At 39.8% G+C, this 19,123-nt stretch carries 14 protein-coding genes and 1 pseudogene; 6 read left to right on the forward strand and 9 right to left on the reverse strand.

All coding sequences use genetic code 11. The annotated features are described in order from the left end of the window. Nucleotide 1 precedes the first annotated feature (1 nt). Both dnaK and HRT96_RS03660 read right to left on the reverse strand, forming a co-directional pair. Complete coding sequence (dnaK, locus tag HRT96_RS03655; protein ID WP_293152355.1) at nucleotides 2–1,927, reverse strand: molecular chaperone DnaK; 1,926 nt, start codon at nucleotides 1,925–1,927, stop codon at nucleotides 2–4. Nucleotides 1,928–2,458: 531 nt separating this feature from the next. Beyond that, complete coding sequence (locus HRT96_RS03660; protein WP_293152358.1) at nucleotides 2,459–4,765, reverse strand: response regulator; 2,307 nt, start codon at nucleotides 4,763–4,765, stop codon at nucleotides 2,459–2,461. Nucleotides 4,766–4,846: 81 nt separating this feature from the next. On the opposite strand from HRT96_RS03660, the gene HRT96_RS03665 reads away from it, so the two are divergent. Further along, on the forward strand, nucleotides 4,847–5,602 hold the full coding sequence (locus HRT96_RS03665) for a transporter substrate-binding domain-containing protein (RefSeq protein ID WP_293152361.1): 756 nt from the start codon (nucleotides 4,847–4,849) through the stop codon (nucleotides 5,600–5,602). 71 nt (nucleotides 5,603–5,673) lie between these two features. Here the strand turns inward: HRT96_RS03665 and ribA are convergent, their stop codons facing one another. The 5 genes and pseudogenes from ribA to HRT96_RS03685 form a co-directional block, all read right to left on the reverse strand. Continuing rightward, nucleotides 5,674–6,315 (reverse strand): GTP cyclohydrolase II, encoded by a 642-nt coding sequence (gene ribA, locus HRT96_RS21905; RefSeq protein WP_366051361.1) that lies wholly within the window; start codon nucleotides 6,313–6,315, stop codon nucleotides 5,674–5,676. Then, nucleotides 6,307–6,726 (reverse strand): annotated as a pseudogene (locus HRT96_RS21910) (NADAR family protein); the annotation flags it as partial. The gene ribA and the pseudogene HRT96_RS21910, both read right to left, overlap by 9 nt. 217 nt (nucleotides 6,727–6,943) lie before the next feature. Then, nucleotides 6,944–7,615, reverse strand: coding sequence for a cytochrome b/b6 domain-containing protein (locus HRT96_RS03675; RefSeq protein ID WP_293152367.1), 672 nt, complete (start codon nucleotides 7,613–7,615; stop codon nucleotides 6,944–6,946). A gap of 58 nt (nucleotides 7,616–7,673) precedes the next feature. Continuing rightward, nucleotides 7,674–8,648, reverse strand: coding sequence for a DMT family transporter (locus HRT96_RS03680; RefSeq protein ID WP_293152370.1), 975 nt, complete (start codon nucleotides 8,646–8,648; stop codon nucleotides 7,674–7,676). A gap of 349 nt (nucleotides 8,649–8,997) precedes the next feature. Next, on the reverse strand, nucleotides 8,998–10,011 hold the full coding sequence (locus tag HRT96_RS03685) for an AraC family transcriptional regulator (protein WP_293152373.1): 1,014 nt from the start codon (nucleotides 10,009–10,011) through the stop codon (nucleotides 8,998–9,000). Nucleotides 10,012–10,150: 139 nt separating this feature from the next. On the opposite strand from HRT96_RS03685, the gene HRT96_RS03690 reads away from it, so the two are divergent. From HRT96_RS03690 to HRT96_RS21915, 5 genes are all read left to right on the forward strand, one after another. Continuing rightward, nucleotides 10,151–12,205, forward strand: a complete 2,055-nt coding sequence (locus tag HRT96_RS03690; RefSeq protein WP_293152376.1) for a TonB-dependent siderophore receptor — start codon at nucleotides 10,151–10,153, stop codon at nucleotides 12,203–12,205. Nucleotides 12,206–12,282: 77 nt separating this feature from the next. Continuing rightward, the gene (locus HRT96_RS03695; RefSeq protein WP_293152379.1) at nucleotides 12,283–13,428 is read left to right on the forward strand and encodes an ABC transporter substrate-binding protein; all 1,146 of its coding nucleotides are present in this window, start codon (nucleotides 12,283–12,285) and stop codon (nucleotides 13,426–13,428) included. Continuing rightward, nucleotides 13,425–14,507, forward strand: coding sequence for an iron ABC transporter permease (locus HRT96_RS03700; RefSeq protein WP_293152382.1), 1,083 nt, complete (start codon nucleotides 13,425–13,427; stop codon nucleotides 14,505–14,507). The genes HRT96_RS03695 and HRT96_RS03700 overlap by 4 nt, the downstream gene beginning before the upstream one ends. Next, nucleotides 14,504–15,331 carry an ABC transporter ATP-binding protein gene (locus HRT96_RS03705; protein ID WP_293152385.1) on the forward strand — a complete coding sequence of 276 codons (828 nt, stop codon included), beginning with the start codon at nucleotides 14,504–14,506 and terminating at the stop codon, nucleotides 15,329–15,331. Before HRT96_RS03700 ends, HRT96_RS03705 begins: the two co-directional genes overlap by 4 nt. A gap of 15 nt (nucleotides 15,332–15,346) precedes the next feature. Continuing rightward, on the forward strand, nucleotides 15,347–15,658 hold the full coding sequence (locus HRT96_RS21915) for a DUF2218 domain-containing protein (RefSeq protein ID WP_366051320.1): 312 nt from the start codon (nucleotides 15,347–15,349) through the stop codon (nucleotides 15,656–15,658). 76 nt (nucleotides 15,659–15,734) lie between these two features. On the opposite strand, the gene HRT96_RS03710 is transcribed toward HRT96_RS21915, so the two are convergent. Both HRT96_RS03710 and HRT96_RS03715 read right to left on the reverse strand, forming a co-directional pair. After that, nucleotides 15,735–17,813: a TonB-dependent siderophore receptor gene (locus HRT96_RS03710; protein WP_293152388.1), complete on the reverse strand. Its 2,079-nt coding sequence runs from the start codon at nucleotides 17,811–17,813 to the stop codon at nucleotides 15,735–15,737. 288 nt (nucleotides 17,814–18,101) lie between these two features. Further along, complete coding sequence (locus HRT96_RS03715) at nucleotides 18,102–19,070, reverse strand: ABC transporter substrate-binding protein (RefSeq protein WP_293152391.1); 969 nt, start codon at nucleotides 19,068–19,070, stop codon at nucleotides 18,102–18,104. Nucleotides 19,071–19,123: the final 53 nt, after the last annotated feature.

The raw sequence follows: 19,123 nt of genomic DNA on the forward strand, positions 1-19,123 counted from the left end.
ATTATTTTTTGTCTTCTTTCACTTCTTCGAACTCAGCGTCAACAACATCACCAGTTACATCTTTCTCTTTTGGCTGTTCACCGGCTTCTGGGCCAGCTTGTTGTGCTTGAGCTTGCTGTTGAGCAATTTCCATCAATTTTTGAGCCGCTTCCATTAACGTTTGAGTTTTCGCTTCAATCGCTTCTTTGTCGTCGCCTTTAATTGCTGCTTCTAGCTCAACAATTGCTGTTTCAATTTTTTCTTTTTCATCAGCAGGTAGTGCTTCGCCAGCTTCTTCAATTTGCTTACGCGTACCGTGAACCATTGCATCAGCTTGGTTACGTGCTTGTACTAGCTCTTCGAATTTAGCATCTTCAGCAGAGTTTGCTTCAGCATCACGTACCATTGCATCTACTTCTTCTTCTGAAAGACCAGACGATGCTTGGATTGTAATTTTTTGTTTTTTACCCGTATCTTTATCAGTTGCAGATACGTGTAAGATACCATCCGCATCAATATCGAATGAAACTTCGATTTGTGGAATACCACGTTGTGCAGGACGAATACCTTCTAGGTTAAATTGACCTAGTGAGTTGTTGTCTGCAGCACGTTTACGCTCACCTTGGATTGCGTGAACGGTTACCGCTGATTGATTATCTTCTGCAGTAGAGAATGTTTGTGACGCTTTAGTCGGGATAGTTGTATTTTTCTCGATAAGCTTAGTCATAACACCACCCATAGTCTCAATACCCAGAGATAGAGGTGTAACGTCTAGAAGAAGTACGTCTGTTTTTTCACCAGAAAGTACCGCACCTTGAATCGCCGCGCCCATCGCTACAGCTTCATCAGGGTTAACGTCTTTACGTGCTTCTTTACCGAAGAACTCAGTAACAGCCGCTTGAACCATAGGCATACGAGTTTGACCACCAACTAGGATGATGTCGTTAATGTCACCAACTGCTAGGTCTGAATCTTGTAATGCAATACGTAGTGGTTCCATCGTTGCTTTAACTAGGTCTTCAACTAGAGATTCTAATTTAGCACGTGTCACTTTGATGTTTAAATGTTTAGGACCTGTTGCATCAGCAGTAATGTAAGGTAAGTTAACATCTGTTTGTTGTGTTGTAGATAGTTCGATCTTCGCTTTTTCTGCAGCTTCTTTTAGACGTTGCATTGCTAGCGGATCGTTTGTTAGGTCAAAGTTTTGTTCTTTTTTGAATTCTGCTACTAGGTAGTTGATTAGACGTGTATCGAAATCTTCACCACCTAAATGCGTATCACCGTTAGTCGCTAATACTTCAAACGTTTTTTCGCCATCAACTTCATCGATTTCGATGATAGAGATATCGAATGTACCACCACCAAGGTCATATACAGCTACGATGCTGTCGCCTTTAGCTGTGTTTACACCATAAGCGAATGCAGCAGCAGTTGGTTCGTTGATGATACGTTTAACATCAAGACCAGCAATACGACCAGCATCTTTCGTTGCTTGACGTTGTGAATCGTTAAAGTATGCAGGTACCGTAATTACGGCTTCAGTTACTGCTTCACCTAAATAGTCTTCAGCAGTTTTCTTCATTTTTTTCAAAACTTCAGCAGAAATTTGTGGCGGAGCCATCTTTTCGCCTTTAACTTCAACCCATGCATCACCATTGTCAGCTTTCACAATTTTGAAAGGCATGATTTTGATATCACGTTGGATCTCTTCATCTTCAAAACGACGGCCGATCATACGTTTGATTGCAAACAACGTGTTTTCAGGGTTAGTTACAGCTTGGCGTTTTGCAGGCTGACCAACTAACGTTTCACCATCTGCGCTATAAGCGATGATTGACGGAGTAGTACGATCACCTTCAGCATTCTCGATTATGCGAGCAGTGTCGCCATCTAAGATTGATACACAAGAGTTCGTTGTACCTAAATCGATACCAATGATTCTACCCATAATCGTAATTCTCCAATAAAGACTTTCATTTACAAATTTGATACAGAATAAATGGTGATGGTTAAAGTAATTTCAAGTCAATTAAAATACTTTCCCCATCACTGACAACCCGCGCCTTGCAAGGTTATCTCTGCGATTGAAAATAAATATGGGGGCGAAATTGAACGCTTCAAGCAGAAAAATGAATTTATTAAAAAAAAATTGAATATAATTGCAAAAGTTGACTTAAATACTCGGTGTTCGACAGTAAATAGCGCATATTAAAGCTAGATTAGGTCTCTGTTATTCTACAATAAACTTTGCTTTATTAATCACGTCACTCGATAACTCAACGTCCATACGTGGATTAAGAGAAAAAACGGGTTGAGCAAGGACGGTTTCGCCGCTAAATTTAGCCAATTTAGTAAAGACGCACAAAACTTAGCGACCGTAGCCAAAGAAGGTAATCGAGGTAAAATCAAAATAACCACGACCATATCTAAAAAAGGCGAACAATGTATATTGTTCGCCTTTTATGTTTGCGCCCCTCAGCTACGCTGTATCAATGTCTATCACGGTATACTTGTAAGGCGTATCCGCTAACCAAGGCGATAAATGTTTCTGTAACATCAGGGTTAATACCTGTTTACTGACGGGCTTAGCGATAAAATCGTCCATCCCAGCCGCAAAGCACTTATCTTTTTCGGTTTGCAGTACATTCGCGGTTAATGCAATGATGGGAGTGTGCTGACCAGCAGTTTCACTGTCGCGAATAATTTTTGTCGCATCAAAGCCATCAAGTACAGGCATCTGACAATCCATCAATATTAAATTAAACCCTTGCTCTTTACATAAGTCTACCGCTATTTGGCCATTGCCAGCAATCGTAACTACAATGCCTAGCTTTTGTAACATCATCTTAGTTACTTTCTGATTGATTAAGGTATCCTCAACCAATAACACCTGCATTTCATCGGCAGCCACGGTTTGCTCTACAGCAGTTTCAATTTGCTTAGGCTGCTCATTCATCAGCGTTTGAAGTACAACCTTTTTTAATACATCGGCTTTATAAGGACGACTCAAAAATGCTCTTACCCCGAGTTGTCTTGCCAATACATCATCACCTACTTGAGCCTCTGCAGACATAAGCATTAACCGAGGAGTGAGTTCAGCAAACTCATCTTGTAATTGTTTCGCAACCGTAAAACCGTCCATTGTCGGCATCACTTTATCGATGATAACTAAATCAAAAGGCTTACCTTTATCTAACGCATCAAGTACAACGTTCTTGCTTAAACAGGGATCATCACAACATATCGATGTCGCCCCAAAACTTTTCAATTGCGCAGAGGTAATTCGCATATTCAACATACTGTCATCGATCAACAATATAGATAACCCGGCAAGACTTTGTTCTGAATCAGACCTCAGCAATGATTCGTCAATAGATTCGAATTGCACAGCAAACTCAAAGCGGCTACCTTTACCTGGCTTACTGTAAACAAGAATGTCACTATCCATTAATTTTACAATGCTACGGCAAATGGCTAAACCTAAACCCGTACCACCATAATTACGTGTTGTACTGCCATCTGCTTGCTGAAACTTTTCAAATATTTTTTGTTGGTTCTCAGCAGCAATGCCAATACCACTATCAATAACCTGAAACATAACTCCGGCATTATTATCTTTACGAACCATTAATTTGATATTCAAACGAACACAACCTAAAGAAGTGAATTTGATCGCATTAGATAATAGGTTATTCAAAACTTGACGTAATTGCGTAATATCACCGAGTACCATATCAGGTATGTTGTCATCAATATGACAGACTAGCGCGATCTGTTTCTGTCTCGCGATAATAGAAAAGTTGGATTCAATCTCTTTACATAACTCAAATAGATTCAATGGATTTTTCGCCAGAATAAGTTGGCCAGACTCTATTTTTGAGAAATCGAGAATATCGTTAATCAAATCAAGTAGCGTAATAGACGAAGAGTAAAGCATATCAACAAACTCTTTCTGCTCCCTCCCCATTGGCATTTCTTGTAATAAGGATGCTGTACCAATGACCCCATTCATTGGTGTGCGGATCTCATGACTCATATTTGCCAAAAATTCACTTTTCTTCAAGTTGGCATTTTCAGCTTGACGTTTTGCAGTTTCAAGTTCGCGATAGTGATGGCGGGTGTGTTTAACCGAGGCATTATAACTGGTGGTGAGAGTGGTGATTTCATCATCAAATAACCGCGTTGTTAGCTCAAGCGGTTGTGGTAATTGTTCGCTATCAAATTTGCTGACCGCATCTGACATCTCAGTCAAGGGGCGAATAATAATTTTATACACCACAAAAATAATGAAAAGTGCAACCATGAAGGTCTTCACTGCTTGCGATAATAACAAGACAACAAATTTATCCCACAAGCCTTTGTAAATAGGATAAAGATCGGCCTGAACCTTAAATATACCCAGCTCAAACGTCTTACTGGCAAAGTGATGCTGCATTGGCCAAGTTACATTATACTGATATTCAACAAGCGGTTTTCCTAATTGCAGGACAATGCCGCTGTCATCTCTAATTTCGAGATAATTAACACTTGGTAACTGCATTATCCCCTCTGCCTGCAGCGTTAAGTGTTCACGATCTTCAATCCACAAACTTGCCGTTAAACTGGATAAATAACTTTGTTTTATTTGATCAAGCTGAGTTTCAATACCTGAGATATCTTCTTTATAATCAAGATAGACATTCAAACCTGTAATGAGTAATGTAAAAATAGAGCTGATAAGCATGATTGATACGAGCAATTGCCTCGCAATACCTATTTTTTTTTTGTGTAAAGTCGCTTTCTTCATCCCTAAACTCACATCCTGTTACTAATCGACTAACCTAATAATAGACACTAGAAAGGGAATTACGACGATAAGGACATAAAAATGAAACGCTTTATTACAATAATGTTAACTCTACAGATTTGTCTTGCTAGCTTTACTGTTCATGCTGAATCTATTAATTATTATGTCATTGCCAAACAAGCAATGCCATTTCAAATCATAAGCAACAATAATCAGCATTCCGGTATGGTTTCAGATATTGTATCCAGTGTCTTTGCTGAAAAATATACTGTTAATTATCACACCTATCCGTTCAACAGAATGATCTTAGAATTGGAATCTGGTGGTGAAAAAAACTGGATAACTTATGGCAGTCCAAATTGGGGGGGAGTGCAAGCAGCGAACTTATCTGACATATCTATTTATACCGTGAGTCACAGTATATTGACTCATGCTAAATCTGACTTTGTGTTCCGTGATTTTAAAGACATAAACGACAAAATTTTTATATTACTCAATGGTTTTGATTACCCGAGCTTACAACCTTTTATTGATAGTAGCGAAATTAAAGAATTACGAGTGAACGATTATGCAGCCGCCTTTCGTATCTTAGATAGAATGCCGCAAGATGCTGTATTTGTTGAAATGACATCACGCATTAAATATAATCTTAAGCTGCTTTCAAGGAACCTAAAGGATTATAAGCTACAAGACTTTTCTGCATTGATTCCAAGTTATCCTATCTACTTAGCACTCGACCCAAATATGGATGGCGATATCCAAAAATTTATTAATCAGCAATTATTATTATTATCGAATTCAGGTACTTTGACAGAAATTATTAATCGCTATATTTAATACCATAACACCGGTAAATAAGTCGTCAACTTAGTTATCGGTGTATGTAAACCTATTCTGACGTATCACATTCAATTAATAAAATTAGATTCAAACATATGCCCTAGCTTGTTCGCCTTGGTTTTAAGGTAACCTGCATTATGCGGGTTATGACCTTCTTGTAACGGCACGCGTTCGGCAATACTAATACCCGCTTTCATTAATGCATCTACCTTACGCGGATTATTGGTCATTAAATTAACCGTATTTATATTCAAATAACCTAACATACCTTGGCAAAACGTATAATCTCGCATATCCGCCGCAAATCCTAAGCGTTCGTTTGCTTCGACAGTATCGGCACCGTCATCTTGTAAGTGATAAGCTCTGATCTTATTCAGCAAACCAATACCACGGCCTTCTTGACGCAGGTAAAAAATCACCCCACTGCCTTTGGCGACAATATTTTTCATTGCTTTTGCTAACTGAAAACCACAATCACAACGCGCACTGAATAGCGCATCCCCAGTCAAGCATTCCGAATGTAAACGGATTAATACCGGTTTACTGGTATCAAGCTGACCATAAACTAAGGCTAAGTGCTCTTTACCCGTGGCGTGTTCGATAAAACCATTCATCTGAAATGTGCCAAATTCGGTCGGTAACTTTGCACTATCAACATAACTGACAAGATTATACGGCGCTTGTGATGCTAACAGATGACGTACATCCATTAATATTTTACCCAGCTCATTACGGCCGAGACCATCACCACCGTCGCCCCAATACGCGTCTTTATGCGAATGTTCTGTTAATACTTGTTCACCTGTCGCAACAAGTTGGTAGGCATAAAATGGATTCTGACTAAATTTTGCCATCACGACATCACGCATTACACCGTCACGTACTGCCATCCAGTCCGATTTTACCAATTGTGCATACTCTCGACTTAAACTAAAAGCTTCATCTGGTGTAGTAGCGGTGCGAATGAAACCTTGTAATTGCGGATCATTGAATTTCTGCGCTTGATAAAAATGCTCACTGCTCGGCCATACAACGCCGTCTATCCTAACTGCTGCTAGCGCAAAATTAGACAGAAAACCAAATTCATCATTCGGTTCATAAAACTGTATTTCATCTATCATTTACTCTACTCCATGAATATAGATATTAATGAACATCGATATATCAGATATAAATACGTGAATATCATGCATAAAAATGAGTATAGGGCTGATAGTAAGGAATGAGCTATGGCGAGAGCAATAGTGTTACATGCTTAAAAGTTTAGACATTAAAGTTAAAAAATTAACTTTAATGTCTGCAAGAATACATTTTATACATTATTTTAAATAGTTAGACCTAATAAAGCAGGTAGCCTAAATTTTCATGTCCCCATTGCCACCAAATGATCCCAGCAATGCACACAAATATAAGCCAAGCCACCAAGCCATTCATCATTGTAGGCTGTATAATAGAATTCACTAACTTATATTCTGCAGCGCCAGTAAACATTGCTTTTACTAGCGGCTGCTTCTTGAATTTATAAGTGCCGATGGCAATGACATGTAAGCCTATTGCCCAAAGTAGTAAGTCGAAATTAACGCTATGTAACCAGGTCATGAAGCTGACCGTATCTGCAGAAAAATATTGTGCTAATGGACCTTCTGACAAGATATCATCACTGGCACTCAGTCCACTGAATAACTGGGTTGCAAGTAAGGCTAAAAACAATAGCACCATGCATGCGCCAGCAGGATTATGACCAAACTTAACCCGGTCAAATTTGTTTTTATCCGCGAGGTAATCGATTAACGCTTTTGGACTTTTTATAAAATAACTGAATTTAGCCGTATCACTGCCAATAACCCCCCAAATAAAGCGGGTGATCCAAAGCGCAAGTAATGTGTAGCCAAACACAAAGTGCCATTCCATTTCGCCATTATCAGCGCAATACCACAATGCAAATAACAAGCCCACTTGTAACCAGTGATAGCCACGAATAAATCCGTCCCAAACTTTAACCTTAACCATACAACCCTCTGTAAATCGTAACGACGTAAATGCCCAGCTCACATTGAGATAATGTGGGCTATTTTCTAACACTTAACCAGACAATAGCAACAATTACCATCGACATACCTACAAAATGGAAAATAGTGAATACTTCATCCAGTAAAAATACCGCCATTAACTCCGTTAATACTGGGCCGCTGCCCCCCACAATCGAGGTTTGCTCAGGCCCCACTCTAGCAATAGCTTCACTCATTAAAAAAGAAGGGATCACAGTACAGCCAATCGCTAACCACAGCGATATCCAAAATACAGGCATAGGTATACTTAGATCTGCGACATCGTGCTCAATGGAAAAATGCACAAAGATCATAAAACTGGCGCCAAACATAGCAATACAGGTAAAAACTAAACTGCCTAATTTCTGGATCTTAGTTTTACTAAATAGCAAATAACAAGCAAACGTAAAGCACGCAGTTAACACCAATAAAGATCCCGTTATCACACCCTCCCCCTGCTTACCCAAGTCATGATAAAACAGTACAAAAACCCCCGCATAGGCCAAGATAAGCGCACCAATCACTTGTCGATTAATGCGGTTACCCAATACCAGCCAGCTGAGGAGCACCACGATTGTTGGGTAGGTAAATAACAATAACCGTTCTAGCTGTGAGCTAATATAGTTAAGTCCTTGCAGATCAAAATAACTGGACAAGTAATAACCTAAAAGACCAATGCCCATCACCGGCATAAACTGTGCTTTTATCGGTAATTTTAATGCAGGTTTTTTTCTTATTATCCACACAAATACGGCGATATAAAAAGGCAGCGACAAGAACATGCGATACGTCATTAACGTGATGCTATCGATCCCATATTGATAAGCCAGTTTAATGAAAATACCTTTTGTCGAAAACAAACAGGTAGCAAAAAATGCACACAACAGACCAATTTTATGGGCTGATAGCTTATTCCGTAAAGCTGAACGAATAGTGCGTTGCTTTGTATTATTGGTCGTACTGGTGCTATTGCTGGTGATAGTAGTCTGTTCCATGACCCCTCCAAGATAAAATGAAGGCTAGGAATAAGTAGAATAAAACAGATAGCAGACTACAGATCCCGTAGCCTCGCCAAAATTAGTTAGCTGCTACTCTGGTTTCCAGAACAGCCATAATCGAATAATAGAGTAAGCGCGAAAATAAATTGTCATTAGTATTCACCCTTACCTTGATCTAAAGTTAAAATTCATCATGACAGTTACCATAATATTGAACAAGCTCATAATTTTGATAAGCAGCGAATCAATATAAATGCTCACTTTAGCGCGAGGGTTAACTTTTATATAGTAAAAATATAGCGATAAACAGGATAGATTTAATTATGTATTACTCAATAGACGCGGCTTAATTTTTATAACGCTGCATTAACTCACCCGGCGTTACAGCAAACTTCTTCTTAAATGCAGTAACAAAATTTGAGCTATGCTGATATTTAGCTTGGTAAGCCGCTTCAGCGACACAGTTTATCTGACCACTCTTAATACCCGCCATGACATGCTCTAACCTGCGCTCTTTAATATAAAATGCAATCGTCACTCCAAACTCGGCTTTAAACTTACGCTGCAGACTACTCATACTCATCGCTTGACTATAGGCAAGTTCTGTCAGATTAATATCATTATGTAATTGCTCTTCCAAATAATTTACCACTAATCCGATCGCTTTATTGTTATGCGGTTTATCATGATTTTCGACTTCTGTATCAGAGTTTGATAACGAGTTATTCTCAACAAGTAGTTTTAACATTTGCTGTAAAATAAGTGACACTATACGCTCAGCCGAAAATGCAATTTGCCACTCAGGCAATTCTTCAATAAAGAAATTATTAATAGCCATAACAACATCAGTGGAAGGCGTCCAATAAAATGCAGCTAAGTGTGTTTGTAGCCGTGCCAGTGGCAACCCTTGTAATTGACACCCTTGCAATGTGAACCATTCAGGCGTTAAAACTATATGTAATTTTTTAATATGCTGATTTAATTTTAAGGTTCGCGTGAATGGAATACCATGCTTAAGTCGTACTGCGACCGCATGGGCTTTTCCTTCTTTGCCCTGTAATTCAAATGCACTATCGCCATAACTAAAATTCAGCTTACCTTCTAACACCAAACAAATAGATAAACTCTGCCCAGCTCTCCCTAACACTGTTCGACTGTCTTGCTCTAATGTTGAACCACCAAACAATAAGATGCCTGAAGGTAATTTTAAATTAACCAATTTCCCCTTAATTAAAACCTCATTTTTAATCTTACCTCTATTGATAATTTGGGTGCCATTGACGACTTCCGTCATTGCAATATGCTGCGCACCGACAACCACCCCTTTATTTGAACTTTTTCCTGTTTGCTCAATTTTCATAATTCAACGCCGATTTCGAATAACGCTTTCATCTATTAGTTTGTGTCCAAAATGCTAACATTAATGAGAATTATTATCAAAAAGAATAATGATTTATACAACCCAACTTTTTTATTATAAAAACAACAGGATCTCGTTCATGACTTGCAGTATCCCATCAACAAGTAAAAAATATTTACTGTCTTACCTTACTCGCTGTCTAAAGCTGTCATTATTAATATTGCCAATAAATGTCTATGCAAATATTGAATCTACCAATGACGAGCAAGATACGACGAGTACCACCACAGTTTGGGCGACTGAAATTAATAGCTCATCGGTATTTTTAGGGGATGATCAAATAGCCATTAAACAAGCCGATCATTTATCTGATTTATTAAGGGATACACCAGGGGTCGATGTTGGTGGAACCCACTCAGTCAATCAGCGTATCAATATACGCGGCATGAATGAAACAGACTTACAGATCCGATTAGATGGCGCCTCACAGTCAGCAAACATGTTCCATCACATTGGTAATTTAACCTTAAATGCCGATATTTTGAAATCTGCAGATGTGCAGGTTGGCGCTAACTCAGTGGTGAATGGGGGCATTGGTGGTGCAGTTAGCTTCACCACCAAAAATGCACAAGATCTGTTACAGGCAGATGAAGACTTTGGTAGTCGCATAAGCCTGAATTACGGCTCAAATGATTACCAACAAGCATCATTAGCACTTTATGGCCAACTTTCAGAAAAGTTTGATGCCATGGTTTATGGCTACATTTATGATAGAAACAATTTCTCTGACGGCGACGGTACGCCAACATTCGGCTCTGACGGCACCATAGGCAACGCCTTATTCAAAATCGGATTCGCACCAGATTCCCAGCAACGATTCGACCTTGCTTATGATTTTTATAAAGATAAAGGTGACTATAACCCAAGACCTGACATGGGCTCTTCTGCCAATGAAGCCCTGTCACAAGCGACCGTAATGCCAACTGAATATATTAGACAGACGCTGAGTTTAAATTACTTATTACAAAAAAATGAAGAGCTGTATTTAACCAGTAGCCTCTATCGCAACCACATTGATTTAACCCGTGATGAATCGGGATTAACGATCCGCTGGCCTGGCGATCGATTATCTGAAAACAATGCGAAAAATATTAATACCGGATTTAATACCACGGCGATAAGTCAGGTTGAACTTGTGAATATGTACCACAAAATCACTTATGGTATTGATGGTAACGAGCAACAAAGTATTAGCCAATACGGTAATGCCGAAAAGACCAAAGAAAAAGCAATCAGTGGTGCAGTATTCGTCGAAGATAGAATCAATATTACTGATAGTTTATCTATCACACCCGGTGTTCGCTATGACTACTTTAAACGTAAAGCCGTTACCAGTACCAAAAGTTTTGATGATATAAGCTTTGCACTCGCCGCTGAATATGACATCACAGATGGATTCACACTATTTGCGAACAGCAGACAATTGTTCAAAGCACCGCAACTGCTCGAAACCTTTATTAACTATCAAGCGGTGACCTATTTAGATCCTAATATCAAAGCAGAATCAGGCTTGAACACTGAAGTTGGTTTCCGTTTTGAACATGACTTAGGTGATGGCAGTATCGCCACTAACTTAACGGTATTTAGAACTGATATCGACGATTATATCCAAAAAACATATAACCCACAGAACCATGGTTACGATGTTGAAAATATTGGTGATGTGGAATACGAAGGCTTTGAGGCAAGTATTTTATACCGTATTTATGATTTTGGTGCGCAGCTTACCTACGCCAAATCAGATAACTGGGATAAAACGGCAAACACCCCGATTATTTCTCGAGACTCTGCACGTAGTACTGATATTGGTGATTCAATCGGACTTAATCTTGATTATGACCTGACGTCATTAGATGTCATCTTGGGTTGGAATTCTCGCTTTATCCTTGAAGAAGATAACGTCGCTCAAGACCAACCTGTCAAACCAAGCTACGATGTGCATAACTTATATGCGCAATGGTTACCTCGTCAAATTGAAGGGTTAGCGCTCACCTTTGGCATCGACAATATCTTTAACGAGCAGTATGCGTCTCATGCATCGCGCAGCGGTACCGTTAATCGTGGTCAGCTAATTAACATGACTGACTATGAACCCGGTCGAAATGTTAAAGCAACGCTTGCTTATCAATTCTAACAACTTGTTTATTAAATAAAAAACCTAAAGCCAATAAATGTAGTTATGCATTTATTGGCTTTAGAAAGGAACTCAAAGTGCAATATAATTTAAAAAACCTGTTATATTTCTTCACAATTTTTTCGTGTTTTTCATTATCGGCGATGAATATACAGGTTACCGACCTGAGTGGCAGAACGGTGAGCGTCCCGCTTGAGCCCCAAAAAATCATACTTGGTGAAAGTCGATTCATTCCTGCTATCGCCATTGTTGAACCAGAAATAACATCACGCATCACAGCTATGCTGGCTGACTTTCGTAAGTATGATGCCGATGGATATCAAAAATATCTAACGCAATATCCACACCTCAAAAACATTCCTGAAGTGGGTGGTAATGATGCAAGTAGTTTTAGTATCGAAAAAGTGATCGCACTCAAACCTGATTTAGCTATATTTGGTTTAGGGGGACACGGTCCAGGCTCAAAAAGCGCGCGCGTCATCGCGCAATTAGAAGCCGCAGACATCGCAGTTGTGTTCATCGATTTTAGACGAAAGCCCATGCAAAATACCCTACCGAGTATTAGATTACTTGGACAGATATTTAACAATACAGCCAGTGCAGAAATCTTTATCGACGCCTACCAAGCAGAAATGGACAAGGTCACTCAAACACTTGCGACGATCAACACTCCACCACCAAGCGTATTTTTACATAGCCGCTTAGGGCTTTCTGAAAGTTGTTGCGACTCGATGTCACACGGTATGTTGGGCGAAATGGTCACCACCGCTGGGGGAAATAATATTGCTCAAGATTTGCTACCCGGTACCCATGGTATTATTAATTATGAATATTTATTAACTCATCAACCCGATATCTATATTGGTACCGCAATTGGTTCTAAAGCCTTTTTTGAACAAGGTGGCAATCGTATCTTTCTTGGCGCGGCAAGTAACAAAGAAAATGCCCAGCAAACATTAGCAAGTGCGATCACCAGCTATAAATTACACTACTTAAAAGCCGTACAACAAGGCAATGCTTATGGCATTTGGCACCACTTTTATAATTCGCCATTTAATGTTGTCGCAGTCCAACAAATGGCAAAATGGTTTTATCCTCAAGCATTCAAAGATCTGGATCCAGAACTCACGTTAAAACGCCTGTATGCCCAATTCCAACCGATAGAATATAGCGGGCAATATTGGGTTGAGCTGAAACACAATAGCGCGAAGGACCTGTTATGAGCTTATCATCAACACAAGCCATTAACTCAGACGATAGTTCGCCAATACCATTACAACAGGAGTATAACCAGCAAATACGTCGAAAGTGGCTATTACTTGGTAGTTTATTGGTCTTCACCCTGTTCGTTTTACTGTTTGATTTAAGTAGTGGTCCCGCAGAGATGGGACTAGATACGGTATTATCTGTTTTATTTGATCAGCAACAAGCAGACCTCTATCAACAAGTCATTGTTTGGGAGGTTCGGTTACCTTATTCCCTTATGGCGATAGTGGTCGGTGCTTGCTTAGGGCTCGCAGGGGCTGAAATGCAAACGGCGTTAAACAATCCTTTAGCGAGTCCTTTTACATTAGGTATTTCTGCCGCCGCAACATTAGGCGCAGCCATTGTAGTGGTGTTTAATCTACAAATACCGGGAATTTCAAATCAATACCTATTACCTATCATGGCGTTTGTTTTTTCACTATTGGCAACCATGATCATCTTGCTTGTGATCCGCTACATTAACGCCAATATCAGCACTATTGTCTTGTTTGGTATATCACTATTTTTTGCTTTGAACGCTGCGGTGTCCTTTCTACAATTCTTAAGTGACGATAATGCACTACAACAAATTGTATTCTGGACAATGGGTTCGCTTAGTCGTGCAAGCTGGCTAACAGTTATCATTGTCTCCGTGTGTTTATGCATATGTTTACCGCTTGCACTGCGTAACGTCGCGGCAATGACGTTATTACGCTGCGGCGAACAGCATGCACAAGCCAATGGGGTTGATGTCAGTAAGCTGCGTTATGGCATTATGATCCGCGTCTCATTACTTACGGCAATTTCGATTTGCTTTGTCGGTGAGATTGGCTTTATTGGTCTGATTGCGCCGCATATTGCACGCTTACTAGTGGGTGAAGATCATACTTTCTTTCTGCCCATGAGTGCGATCTCTGGCGCGTTATTAATGTCCTTTGCATCCATTGCCAGTAAAGTACTTATTAGTGGTGTTGTGCTGCCTATTAGCATCGTCACCTCCATTGTAGGCATTCCCTTATTCATCACTTTAATCTTATCGCGTCAGAGTCGTTTATGAAGCAGCACATAGTTTTACCGCACAAACAACAAATAGCGTCATCGCATGAGCTGCAAGCCGGTTTACATGGCCAGTTTGCTAAACTTGGCTATCGTAAAAAAACGCTATTTGAACAAATAATAATTCCTCATATACAACCTGGTCAACTAGTGACACTCATCGGAGCCAATGGCATAGGTAAATCGAGTTTATTAAAAGCAATCGCAGGGTTACTAAAGGTTGAAGGTGAGCTGTGTTTAAATCAGTTACCACTCAGTGATATGACCGCAAAACAGCGCCTAGAGCATATTGGTTATGTGCCACAAGCATTGCCACAAACAACCCCTCTCACCCCTTTCGAAATGTTAAGGAGTAGCCTTTTACATCTCCAGCAAACGCCAAAACACCAGATAAATACCTTAATTACTCAAGTGTTTAAGCAATTAGAAATATCAGATATTGCACTTACACCGTTATCGCAACTATCTGGAGGGCAACGGCAAATGGTGGCGGTGGCAAACGTACTGACTAGAACACCGAAATTACTATTACTTGATGAACCAACCAGTGCCCTTGATCTACGCTGGCAATTAAAAGTCATTAATACTTTAAAACAACAAGTACAACGCACCAATTGTATCGCCATTATTGCTATCCATGATATTAATTTGGCATTGCGCTTTAGTGATCAAGTATGGGTATTAGGACACGCAGGGCTTACCCATTTTGGAAAACCAAATGACGTTGTTAACAGCGCCATGCTAGCGCAAATTTATGGCATTAAAGCGCGTGTAGAGAACTGCTCACAAGGTTATCCGATGATCATTACTGATGCTGCAATTTAATAGAGGAACTAAACATTGAAATACGCAATAACGTACATAGAAACAGAAAAAGCCAGTAAGTACCTGAGTGTTTTATGCCGACATTTTAGCCGTAAGGTGGCAGCAACATGGAATGAGGCTCATGGAGAGATAAACTTTCCAGTTGGGCGATGTATGATGATCGTGAATGACAACGAATTATTAATTGAATGCCGAAGCAAGGATGAGGAGCAACTAGAAAAACAACAAACAATTATAGATTCGCATCTACATTTATTTTCTAGAAGAGAACCTATAGAGGCGGTTTGGCAATATTCGACACAACCTGCGCGGGTAGTAACGAACTAATGGACATACTTTCGTTGAGATAAAAAAATGGCCAATCGAAATTGGCCATTTTAATAGTTAGAAAAGTAACCCGCTGCTAGAGCATATAACTAATACCAAATTTAAAGGTTCTTGGTTCGCCCACATTTACCTCGCCATTTTCACCGCCAGCAAGATAATCGGTATCGAACAGGTTATCGATATTAAGACGAAGTTGCAGCGCGTTACCAGCAACTGAAGTCTGGTAATTAATCCCGGTATCAATGCGGATATAGCTGCCTTTTAAGAATTCATTATCCTCATCACCATAACGTTCGCCTTCATAATACGCGCCTAAATTAACTGATAATTGCTCAGTAAATGCATATTTGCTCCAGATTGATGCAGTCCATTCCGGTACATCTTCCGGACGATTGCCTTCTAACTTATTATGATTCGCATATTTAGCGTCAAGATACATCACCGAGGTGATCAAAGACAAATTAGAACTAACCTTACCGATCGCGCTAAGCTCTGCACCCTGGTGATGCTGTTCACCGCCCTGAGTGGTGATTGGCTCATCTTTGGTGCCTTCATTCAGCACGATGTTACTGCGAGTAATATCAAAGATAGCGGCGTTAATCGCTAACTTATTATCCATAACTTGCCATTTAGTGCCCAGTTCGTACATCTTGCCCTTAACTGGATCTAACTCCGTACCATTATTACCACTAGGGCCGTCTTCAAGTACACGCCCCAGAGGTTCAAAGCTTTCACTGTAGTTCGCGTAAATTGATGCATTATCTTGTGGGTGATAAATGACGCCAAACTTCGGTAATAGCGCATTGTTATTCGCATTGGTTTTATCCTGACGGTCATAACGAACGCCTGCGAGTACCTGCCACTGATCATTTAAGGTCATCAGGTCCTGAACATAAATACCATAGTACTTATAATCTTCACTCTCAGCGTCACCATCAGCATAATCTAATACCGGTTGCTCAATAATAATACCATCGTTAATATTGCCATCTAGCTTTGCTTTATCCTTCACTTTTAATGACGTTTTTTCATAAGAAAGATAGTTTCCACCCACTAATAACTCATGACTAATACCGCCAGTTGTCACCGAGCCCATCAGATCAAAATAGAATGACTGCTGTTGCCAGTCTTCTAACTTGTTATAAGGCTTGTTGCCATAACTGCCATCAACGGGATCATACTTACCGGTTTGCGGTTTACTTTCCCAACGTTCACGTTCGTTATGTTGGTGATTATAACCCGTCGACGCTTGCCAATATGAGTTCACTTGATACGTCACATCCACACCGTAGTTTTCACTTTGCGCATCGATCTTAGTCCAGGGCATATCCCAGATGGTGTTATCACCACCGATCACATTGCCATTATCATCAACCAATGCGCCACTGTCCTGACCAGAAACATCATCCAATTTATCGTAATGCAGGGCGATAGTCAGCGCATCAGTCACATCAAACTCAGCCACTAAACTGCCAACCACAGACTCACTTTCTAAGTTGCTGCCGTCTTGATACTCACGCCAGCTGTTATTTTTTTGCTGCTCGATAATGGCACGGTAACGAATAGTTTTATTGTCATTCAAGCTGCCAGTCGCATCAATCGAGTTACGGAATGAACCGTGGTCATCACCTTTTACCGCAAATTTAACTGAACGTTCATTCGATGGTTTTTTGGTGACTAAGTTAACGATACCGCCGGGTGTTGACTGACCGTATAATAAACTTGATGGTCCTTTTAATACTTCAACATTATCGATTAATGCCATCGGCATCCGGTATTTAGCAAAATGCTGATGACCATCTTTCAGGATATTAGTATTTTCTTCCAAGCTAAAACCACGCAGACTAAAGCGTTCTCGATCCGATGTAACTCGACCTAATGAAACACTCGCGTCATTTCTTAATGCATCACCTAAGGTGACAACTAACTGATCCTCTAACACCTCAGCAGGGATCACTGTGACCATTTGCGGCGTTTCTAACAAGGAGACATCCGAACGCATCGCGGCATGAGCCTGATCGATTTTATAGTGCTGCTGATAGCCAACCACTGTCATCGTTTCTGTAGTGTCTGCTGGAACAGCCTGTGCGAGGCTCGCTTGTGAATAAAGGATTGTCGAAATAACGGCGGATATAAATTTAACTTGAGTGTTCATGTAAGTAAAACCTTTGTAGCTTAATACATCCATTGGATATATTTCATCGCTAAAATATTTTGTATGGGAGTGTAACCACCCAAATACAAACTGAAATAGGAATCGTTCTTATTTGCCTTTATTTTATTGATTAGCTTACTGGTGTCAAGTTTTAAATGCTTGGTTTTTAATAATTTACAGAATAAATATGTAAAACATCAATTAACGGGGAACTTTTTGACAATGAAAGAACTGGTAAATCAGTGAATAAAATTAATCAGATCATTAAAATAAAGGGTCATCTCGACCCTATTTTCTATTTTTCAAAATCTGTTGTTCTAATGCATGTAATACATAATCTGCAGAAACAAAAGTCGGCGTATACGCTTGTTCACGGTTTAAACGAATAAACTGGTTGTTTTGATAGGCCGTTAAGGCAAATTGCCAACCGGGTGCAACATCATCAAAACCGGCGTCGATTGACTCCGGACCCACGCCTAACTGCGATGTGTAGGTACTAAAAAACCAATCTGCATCTAATGACTCAATCAGTTCAGAACTCACTTCGGCACCCGCATCGTCAGGGTCAAAATTATCTTTCAAAAATGCTGGTCGGGTTAAGCCTAAATCAAATAATACTTGGGTAATGACCCCTGAATTTTGGCGGATCTTAATTTCCGCCTGACCTTTACTAGGGACCGCATAAATAAATGTTTTACCCGATAATTCATCTGCGTATTTATCTTTAAAGCGGACAATTTTTTGTTGGTACTGGCCATAATTATGTTCGAAAATCTCTTTCTTACCCACCCAGGTAGCCACATCGCGATAAGCATCAAAAATGTTCGGCGTATACCGTTGGATCAATACAGTTGGGGCAATTTTAGAGAGCTTATCAAATATTTTTTTCTGATATTTGACCGTGCCGATAATCAGGTCTGGTTTTGATGCTTTTATCTGTTCGATATCACTGCCTTTATTACCGTAGTTGAAGTAACCCGTATCGGCAAATTTAATACCAAAGACCTCTTCACCGCCGCGAATATAAGGCATATTCCCCGGTAATTTAATATAAGTTGAAGTGCCTACTATCGGGGCATCAACATCTAACAAAATAGACGTTGTCGACATCACATGCAGGGATGCGATACGTTTCGGGTGGGTTAATATCTCAACCTTGTTGCCCGCATGATCGGTTATCATCATGGTTTCGTTAGCAACTGCTTGCAACGATAAGCTTAGCAACAACGCACTCTGCACAATTTTTTTAAATTTCATAATTTTCCTATATTCTTTCATCATTACACTAAATTATTTAATCATTATATTAA

It is taken from the genome of Moritella sp. (assembly GCF_013215705.1).
GTDB lineage: Bacteria > Pseudomonadota > Gammaproteobacteria > Enterobacterales > Moritellaceae > Moritella.

What these genes read in the sequence shown, in the direction of transcription:
- HRT96_RS03710 (WP_293152388.1), bottom strand. Translation starts at nt 17,813, where the DNA reads ATGAACACTCAAGTTAAATTTATATCCGCCGTTATTTCGACAATCCTT.
- HRT96_RS03705 (WP_293152385.1), top strand. Translation starts at nt 14,504, where the DNA reads ATGAAGCAGCACATAGTTTTACCGCACAAACAACAAATAGCGTCATCG.
- HRT96_RS03715 (WP_293152391.1), bottom strand. Translation starts at nt 19,070, where the DNA reads ATGAAATTTAAAAAAATTGTGCAGAGTGCGTTGTTGCTAAGCTTATCG.
- ribA (WP_366051361.1), bottom strand. Translation starts at nt 6,315, where the DNA reads ATGGATGTACGTCATCTGTTAGCATCACAAGCGCCGTATAATCTTGTC.
- HRT96_RS03690 (WP_293152376.1), top strand. Translation starts at nt 10,151, where the DNA reads ATGACTTGCAGTATCCCATCAACAAGTAAAAAATATTTACTGTCTTAC.
- HRT96_RS03665 (WP_293152361.1), top strand. Translation starts at nt 4,847, where the DNA reads ATGAAACGCTTTATTACAATAATGTTAACTCTACAGATTTGTCTTGCT.
- HRT96_RS03680 (WP_293152370.1), bottom strand. Translation starts at nt 8,648, where the DNA reads ATGGAACAGACTACTATCACCAGCAATAGCACCAGTACGACCAATAAT.
- HRT96_RS03685 (WP_293152373.1), bottom strand. Translation starts at nt 10,011, where the DNA reads ATGAAAATTGAGCAAACAGGAAAAAGTTCAAATAAAGGGGTGGTTGTC.
- HRT96_RS03675 (WP_293152367.1), bottom strand. Translation starts at nt 7,615, where the DNA reads ATGGTTAAGGTTAAAGTTTGGGACGGATTTATTCGTGGCTATCACTGG.
- HRT96_RS03700 (WP_293152382.1), top strand. Translation starts at nt 13,425, where the DNA reads ATGAGCTTATCATCAACACAAGCCATTAACTCAGACGATAGTTCGCCA.
- dnaK (WP_293152355.1), bottom strand. Translation starts at nt 1,927, where the DNA reads ATGGGTAGAATCATTGGTATCGATTTAGGTACAACGAACTCTTGTGTA.
- HRT96_RS03660 (WP_293152358.1), bottom strand. Translation starts at nt 4,765, where the DNA reads ATGAAGAAAGCGACTTTACACAAAAAAAAAATAGGTATTGCGAGGCAA.